The organism is Photorhabdus stackebrandtii (assembly GCF_011189495.1).
Taxonomy (GTDB): Bacteria; Pseudomonadota; Gammaproteobacteria; order Enterobacterales; family Enterobacteriaceae; genus Photorhabdus; species Photorhabdus khanii.
In genome coordinates, this window is the sequence record NZ_PUJV01000191.1 from 1 (window position 1) to 354 (window position 354).

At 49.7% G+C, this 354-nt stretch carries 2 pseudogenes; one reads left to right on the forward strand and one right to left on the reverse strand.

The features are described from left to right. A pseudogene (locus C5470_RS22275) lies at nucleotides 1–93 on the forward strand (IS5/IS1182 family transposase); the annotation flags it as partial. A 56-nt stretch (nucleotides 94–149) separates the two neighbouring features. On the opposite strand, the pseudogene C5470_RS23200 reads toward C5470_RS22275, so the two are convergent. After that, nucleotides 150–242: pseudogene (locus C5470_RS23200) on the reverse strand (RHS repeat-associated core domain-containing protein); the annotation flags it as partial. Nucleotides 243–354: the final 112 nt, after the last annotated feature.

Genomic DNA, 354 nt, shown 5'->3' on the forward strand with positions numbered 1-354 from the left:
ATAGCAACAAGATACGACAAACTTGAGCGAAATTATGCCAGTATGGTTGCCATGGCTTTTATAATGATGTGGTTACCCATGTGGGCTGTATAAGTTATGTACACGAAACGTCAACAGCCCCTAGCTTGCTCAAACGAGTCTTTAACCGCTGGACACCCTGCCAGCCCCAGAGGGTCAATCCAGTTTGCCGGGTTATGGACATACGCATACGGATTCAGGCCCCCTGCCAGCCCAATCGGGTCTTCGGCACTATCCCGACGCCATCATACGGTTTAGGACACTTTTCCCCTTGATTTAGCAGCCTTTTTTCTAGCCACCTTTTCCCTCCCTGTTAAAGAGCATTCCAACTCGCCC